The organism is uncultured Neisseria sp., from assembly GCF_951230505.1.
Lineage (GTDB): Bacteria > Pseudomonadota > Gammaproteobacteria > Burkholderiales > Neisseriaceae > Neisseria.
Window position 1 is genome coordinate 1 of sequence record NZ_CATNVN010000098.1, and the last position, 6945, is coordinate 6945.

The 6945-nt window shown below is 47.8% G+C and carries 8 protein-coding genes and 1 pseudogene; 5 read left to right on the top strand and 4 right to left on the bottom strand.

Features of this window, described 5'->3' with window-relative positions; genetic code table 11:
* The 3 genes and pseudogenes from Q1M25_RS06950 to Q1M25_RS06960 all read left to right on the top strand — a co-directional run.
* A pseudogene (locus Q1M25_RS06950) lies at nt 1-288 on the top strand (FAD-dependent oxidoreductase); the annotation flags it as partial.
* Between the two features lie 108 nt (nt 289-396).
* Nucleotides 397-1347 carry a thioredoxin-disulfide reductase gene (trxB, locus tag Q1M25_RS06955; RefSeq protein ID WP_150537524.1) on the top strand — a complete coding sequence of 317 codons (951 nt, stop codon included), beginning with the start codon at nt 397-399 and terminating at the stop codon, nt 1345-1347.
* A gap of 169 nt (nt 1348-1516) precedes the next feature.
* Complete coding sequence (locus Q1M25_RS06960) at nt 1517-2002, top strand: DUF4189 domain-containing protein (protein ID WP_300483286.1); 486 nt, start codon at nt 1517-1519, stop codon at nt 2000-2002.
* A 72-nt stretch (nt 2003-2074) separates the two neighbouring features.
* Here Q1M25_RS06960 and Q1M25_RS06965 read toward each other — a convergent pair whose 3' ends face one another.
* From Q1M25_RS06965 to Q1M25_RS06980, 4 genes are all read right to left on the bottom strand, one after another.
* Nucleotides 2075-2515, bottom strand: coding sequence for a hypothetical protein (locus Q1M25_RS06965; protein ID WP_003682952.1), 441 nt, complete (start codon nt 2513-2515; stop codon nt 2075-2077).
* A gap of 70 nt (nt 2516-2585) precedes the next feature.
* Nucleotides 2586-3032 carry an SsrA-binding protein SmpB gene (gene smpB / locus Q1M25_RS06970; protein ID WP_003679566.1) on the bottom strand — a complete coding sequence of 149 codons (447 nt, stop codon included), beginning with the start codon at nt 3030-3032 and terminating at the stop codon, nt 2586-2588.
* A gap of 84 nt (nt 3033-3116) precedes the next feature.
* Entirely contained in the window at nt 3117-3332 is a 216-nt protein-coding gene (locus Q1M25_RS06975) for a hypothetical protein (protein WP_003679564.1), read from the bottom strand.
* A 75-nt stretch (nt 3333-3407) separates the two neighbouring features.
* Nucleotides 3408-3611: a cold-shock protein gene (locus tag Q1M25_RS06980; RefSeq protein WP_002217533.1), complete on the bottom strand. Its 204-nt coding sequence runs from the start codon at nt 3609-3611 to the stop codon at nt 3408-3410.
* Between the two features lie 258 nt (nt 3612-3869).
* Between Q1M25_RS06980 and clpS the strand changes: the two genes are divergently transcribed.
* Both clpS and clpA read left to right on the top strand, forming a co-directional pair.
* The gene (clpS, locus tag Q1M25_RS06985; protein WP_300483310.1) at nt 3870-4181 is read left to right on the top strand and encodes an ATP-dependent Clp protease adapter ClpS; all 312 of its coding nucleotides are present in this window, start codon (nt 3870-3872) and stop codon (nt 4179-4181) included.
* Between the two features lie 3 nt (nt 4182-4184).
* Nucleotides 4185-6464 (top strand): ATP-dependent Clp protease ATP-binding subunit ClpA, encoded by a 2280-nt coding sequence (clpA, locus tag Q1M25_RS06990; protein WP_300483313.1) that lies wholly within the window; start codon nt 4185-4187, stop codon nt 6462-6464.
* Nucleotides 6465-6945: the final 481 nt, after the last annotated feature.

Genomic DNA, 6945 nt, shown 5'->3' on the forward strand with positions numbered 1-6945 from the left:
GTCAGAATCGAGCATTCTTGGGGCGGCGAATGCGACATTACACGCAACCTCGCCCCACATTTCGGCCGCCTCGCCCCTACCGTTTTCTACGCCCAAGGCTATTCCGGACACGGCATGGCGATTACCGGCATTGCCGGCTTGGCAATTGCCGAAGCCATCATGGGTGATGACGGCCGTCTGAAACCTTTTGAGCAACTGCGCCACAGCAACATCATTACCCAGCCTTTCCTGCGTAAACTCGGCTCTTTCCTCGGTTCAAAATACTATCAATGGAAAGACAGCCACTAAACCCAAGCAACAAATACATTTCAGACGGCGGCAGATTCAAGTAAAATTCAGACCGTCTGAAAGCTTAGATACGACAAAATTCAATCATTTATCAGCAAGGAAACCATCATGAGCAACCATCATAAACTCATCATCCTCGGCTCCGGCCCTGCCGGCTATACTGCCGCCGTCTATGCCGCCCGTGCCAACCTAAACCCTGTAATCATTACCGGCGTTGAGCAAGGTGGACAACTGATGACCACCACCGAAGTGGACAACTGGCCTGCCGATGCAGAAGGCGTACAAGGTCCGGAACTAATGGCCCGTTTCCAAGCTCATGCCGAACGCTTCGGTACTGAAATGATTTTCGACCAAATCCACACCGTTGATTTGCAAAACCGTCCGTTTACCCTCAAAGGCGATATGGGCGAATACACCTGCGATGCGCTCATCGTTGCCACCGGCGCATCCGCCAAATATTTAGGTTTGCCAAGCGAAGAAACCTTTGCCGGCAAAGGCGTTTCCGCCTGTGCAACTTGTGATGGTTTCTTCTATAAAAAACAAGATGTTGCCGTAGTCGGTGGTGGCAATACCGCTGTGGGAGAAGCACTCTACCTTGCCAATATTGCCAACACCGTTACCCTGATTCACCGCCGCGACAGCTTCCGCGCCGAAAAAATCATGGTGGACAAACTCATGCAACGGGTTGAAGAAGGTAAAATCATCCTCAAGCTCAACAGCTCGATTGATGAAATTTTAGGCGACGAAAGCGGCGTTACCGGTGCACGCCTGAAACACAATGATGGAAGCACTGAAGAAATCGCTGTAAAAGGCGTCTTCATCGCCATCGGCCACAAACCCAACACCGATATCTTCAAAGGTCAACTCGACATGGATGAAACCGGCTATTTGAAAACCAAAGGCGGCACCGGCGACAATGTTGGCGCCACCAATATCGAAGGCGTATGGGCAGCAGGCGACGTTAAAGACCATACCTACCGTCAAGCCATCACCAGCGCCGCTTCCGGCTGCCAAGCCGCACTTGATGCCGAACGTTGGCTTGACCGCCACGGCGTATAAGCCTCTAAGCTACGCCCTATTCTTTAAAACATCATTAACAGGCCGTCTGAAATTTCAGACGGCCTATCATCTGTTTGTCATTCGGATTTTCATTTTCATGGCAAATTTATATCAAATAAGTACTTTTGCTTTATAATGACAACAAATACCCAACAAACAGGGAACGAACATGAAAAAAACACTAACGACACTTATCCTTTGCGCATTGACTCCTGCCGCCCTGGCTGCCGATACTTACGGCTACCTGGCCATGTGGCAAAACCCTGCCGACAGCAATGAAGTGCTGCAAATCAAAACCACTAAAGAAAATGCCACCCAACTGGATGCGACAGCCGAACTCGAAACATTCTGCAAAGGCCAAGATGCCTTAGCCGGCATCAGCTCAGGCCAAGCAACAGGCTGCAAAACGGTTGTCCCTCTGCACAACACCTGTATCGCTGTTGCCTACCCTAAAGCCATGGGCAAATTGACTGCTCAAAACGTGGTGGCCATTACCTCCCCACGTTTCAAAACCGTGCATCAAATTGCCTTGAACCAGTGCATCAAAAAATACGGCTCACAAGGACAATGCGCTTTAGAAACAATCTATTGCACTTCCGAAACCTACTATCAAGGTACAGTCAAAACCCTTTGGGAAAAAATCAAATCCATTTAAGGCCGTCTGAAAATAAAACCGGCTTGCCCGATATTCTCCATATCACGGCAAGCCGGTTTTTTATTCTGGCTTTTATTTGCTGTTTTTTTCCAACAATTTGGCCACAACGCCTTCAGCCTGTTTCACCAAATCAGGATTGGTTCGGAAGTGGTTTTCATCGTTCAAAGAATAGCTGACCGTAGAAACCGCATACTTCGTGCTTCTCAACACAAATACGCCTTTACGCAAGATTTCGTTATTGCCTTTAGTTTTGTAACGCAAGTTATACGGGCAAGAAGAATCATACAGTTTGCCACGGTTGTCTGCGGTTACAATCGTGCTGCCAATGCCGCGTTTTGCCAAAGCTTTAGACAAAGCACGATCCAAATCATGCGGTCTTACTTTTGCATTTTGAATGATGCAGACATGTTTGATACTGGTCAGCTCTTCAGGTTTCAATACTCTTTGTTCCGTAGTGGAACATGCGCCCAGCAACAATACGGCTGAAGCCGCCGCTAAAATCATGGTTTTCATCTGTTTTCCTTTTAAAATGTTCAAACAATAAATATTCAGACGGCCTTTATAAAAAGGCCGTCTGAAAAAATCAACGTACGTTTTTCATCAAACGCTGTTTCTCACGCTTCCAATCCGCTTCTTTCAGGCTTTGGCGTTTGTCATGCTGTTTCTTACCCTTGGCTAAACCGATTTCCACTTTGATTCTACCGCGGGTGTAATGCAGGTTTAAGGGCACAATCGTATAACCGGCACGTTCGGTTTTGCCGATTAACTTATTGATTTCCGATTGTTTCAACAACAACTTACGCGGACGGACAGGGTCGGGTTTGACGTGTGTCGAGGCAGTGGGCAACGCGGTAATGTGGCAGCCCACCAGATAAAATGCGTCTTTTTTCCAGTAGATATAGCTTTCTTTTAATTGCACGCGTGCAGCGCGGATGGCTTTGACTTCCCATCCTTCCAATACTATACCGGCTTCGATTTGGTCTTCGATAAAGAAATCGTGAAAGGCTTTTTTATTATTGGCAATACTCATTGTGCTGATTCTTTACAAACTTTTCAGACGGCCTATTTTATCAGGCATGCTTAAAAAATAAAACGGCAAACGGTTTTGAAACGTTTATTCGCTTAAAACATGGCGACGGTAAAAGCGGTCTATATCGGCAATGGCTTTTTCATCTTCAGGGCGTAAATCCAGTTTCAAATCGGCAAGGCGGATCAAGATTTGGTCTTCACGCTCGGCAACGGCGCAGCTGACCTCGCCTTCGCTGCGAAAATGACGGATAAGCTCGTCCAACTGGTTTAATGCATTTTGATAAGATGAATTTTGATTCATAATTCTTGACTCGAACGCCCATAAAAAATGGCGGGAAACCCCGCCATGATTTTACGGCTTACGCCGCGCATTTGATTAAGCAGCTTGAATGTTAGCAGCTTGTTTGCCTTTAGGGCCGGTGGTTACGTCGAAAGACACGCGTTGGCCTTCTTTCAGGGTTTTGAAACCTTCCATGTTGATCGCTGAGAAATGAGCGAACAAATCTTCGCCACCTTCATCAGGAGTGATGAAACCAAAACCTTTAGCGTCGTTAAACCATTTTACGATACCGGTTGCCATTAGAAACTTCCTATACTTAAAAATTAACAAAATCAGCAAAACAAGGCATACAGCAAACTAAAACGTTCAGCGTTTCTCCCCCGTTTTTTATTACGCGGTCGAGTGCCAACTTCTGCTTAACCGTCTTTTTACATTTGTTAAGACAAAACGTCAAGCTATGTTTTCAAAAAAGTGGGAAAATAGAAAAAATTGGCTGAAATACAACAGAAAACGGTTTGCACTCTTAAACAGGCCGTCTGAAAACTGAAATCTAAGCTTATGAACCATCAGAATACCGACCACCAATCCGATACCCTGCTCAGCGATATCAACACGCAACCGCCGAAACGTTACGGCGTATTTTTATTGAACGACGATTACACCACCATGGAATTTGTCGTCGAAATCCTGACCGAAGTCTTTATGCTTGCACAAGAACAGGCTGTGGCCGTTATGTTGCTGGTGCACCACGAAGGCAAAGGCCTGTGCGGCACCTACACGCGCGATATTGCGCAAACCAAGCAGCATCAGGTCATGGAACGCGCCAAAGCTGAAAGGCATCCGCTCAAATGTATAGTCGAAGAGGTTTAAACCATGCTTTCACCCGAATTGGAACACATCCTGCAACTGCTCTATCGTGAAGCACGCAATGCTCGTTATGAGTTTATCAGCTTGGAACACCTGCTTTTGGTGCTGATAGAAGAAGATGCAGCTGTGCCGAACGTCTTAAAATTGTGTGGTGCGGATTTGAAAGTCCTGTCCGAGCAGCTTGCCGCCAGCGTTGCTGAAAACACGCCGCAAATTCCCGATCATCTTCTGGATACGGTCGAAACACAGCCGACCTTGGGCTTCCAACGCGTTATCCAACGGGCGATGGTGCATACCCAGTCTGCCGGTAAAGCCGCAGTAGAGCCTTTGGATATTTTGGTTGCCATGATGAGCGAATCTGAAAGCCATGCGGTTTATTTCCTCAAATTGCAATCCATTACGCGCTTTGAAGTCTTGCGTTGCATTGCCCATGGCTCGCCCGATGACGAGGATGGCAATGATTCAGACGGCCTGGGACGCGAGGGCGAAGAAGCGGAACAAAAAACTGGCTCCCTTTCCGACTACACTGTCAACCTCAACGCCGAAGTCAAAGCCGGCCGTATCGACCCTTTGATTGGTCGCAAACATGAAATGGAAAGGCTGGTGCAAATCCTGTGCCGCCGCCGCAAAAACAATCCGCTTTTGGTCGGCGAAGCTGGCGTTGGCAAAACCGCGCTGGCAGAAGGTTTGGCACATCAAATCGTCAATGGCGACATTCCCGATGCGCTTAAAGAAGCCGAAGTGTATGCGCTGGATATGGGTTCGCTTTTGGCGGGAACGAAATACCGCGGCGACTTTGAAGCTCGGGTCAAATCCGTCTTGAAGCAACTCGAAAAAATCCCGCACGCTATTTTGTTTATCGACGAAATTCACACCATCATCGGCGCGGGCAGCACCAGCGGCGGCACGATGGACGCGTCTAACCTGCTCAAACCCGCATTGGCGAAAGGCTCATTGCGCTGTATCGGTGCGACCACTTATGACGAATACCGCACCATTTTCGACAAAGACCACGCCTTAAGCCGCCGTTTCCAAAAAATCGACGTGGTCGAACCCAACGTTTCCGAAACCGTTCAAATCCTGCGCGGCTTGAAACCGATGTTTGAAGATTTCCACCAAGTCCGCTATACGCAAGGCGCACTTGAAGCTGCTGCTGAACTCTCTGCCCGCTATATCAACGAGCGTTTTCTGCCCGACAAAGCCATCGACGTGATGGACGAAGCAGGCGCGGCGCAACGGATTCTGCCTAAATCCAAACAGAAAAAAGTCATCGGCAAAGCGCAAATCGAAACCGTCATCGCCAAAGTCGCGCGGATTCCAGAAAAAACCGTGTCGAACGACGACAAACAAGTGTTGCAATTCCTCGGCCGCGATTTGAAAAACATGGTTTACGGTCAGGAAAATGCCATTGATGCGTTGGTTGCCGCCGTCAAAATGTCGCGTTCCGGCCTTGCCCTGCCCGACAAACCGATAGGCAGTTTCCTCTTCTCCGGCCCGACCGGTGTCGGTAAAACCGAAGTCGCCAAACAGCTTGCCTACTCGATGGGCGTACCGCTGCAACGCTTTGATATGTCCGAATACATGGAACGCCACGCTGTATCGCGCCTCATCGGCGCGCCTCCGGGCTACGTCGGCTTTGAACAAGGCGGCCTTTTGACCGAAGCCGTCAACAAACAGCCGCATTGCGTGTTGCTCTTGGACGAAATCGAAAAAGCCCACCCCGACATTTTCAACGTCCTCCTACAAGTCATGGACGCAGGCAAGCTGACCGACAACAACGGCAAGAGTGCCGATTTCCGCAATGTCATCCTGATTATGACCACCAACGCAGGTGCGGAGAGTCTCAGCCGACCCAGCCTCGGCTTTACCGCCAAACGCGAACGCGGCGATGAAATGCAGGCCATCAACAAGCTCTTCACGCCTGAATTCCGCAACCGCTTGGATGCGATTATCCCGTTTGCACCCTTGTCCGAACCCATTATCGTCAAAGTCGTGGACAAATTCCTGCTCCAGCTCGAACACCAGCTCCTCGACAAAAAAGTCGAAGCCGAATTTACGCCGGCATTGCGCAAATATCTGGCAGAAAAAGGTTTCGATCCGCAAATGGGCGCACGCCCGATGAACCGCCTGATTCAGGAAAAAATCCGCAAACCGCTCGCCGACGAACTCCTGTTCGGCAAACTCACCGAAGGTGGCTTTGTACTGATAGACTGGGATGCAGCAAAAGAAGAAGCCGTGTTGAAGTTTAAGAAAAGCAAGGTCAAACCTGAAGCAGCCACAGTTTGACAGATAAAGGTAAAAGGTCATCTGAAAACGAGATTTCTGTTTTCAGACGACCTTTTTTGTCATTAACACCTAATTCTCCATCTATATAATGGCCAAAAATAACAAAATGCCTCGTAATTTAACAAATCAATTATTTTTGTAAATTATTTACTTGATATTTTTAAATGACTATTTGATAATACATCTACATTCTAATTATCAATCAACTCATTGCAAAGGAAATATCTATGTCTTTCAAAAAAGTAAGCACAGCAACTATTATCGTCCTGAGCCTGGCAGCATGCAGCAACAACCAGCCTAATGACATTCCATCCATCACTAGTTCATCAAATGGCATCCAGAAGAATAACGGCAATTCTACTGACAATAACGGTAATACTTCCAACAACAATAGCAATACTTCCGGCAACAATAGCAATACTTCCAGCAACAATAGCAATACTTCCAGCAACAATAGCAATACTTCCAGCAACAATAGCAA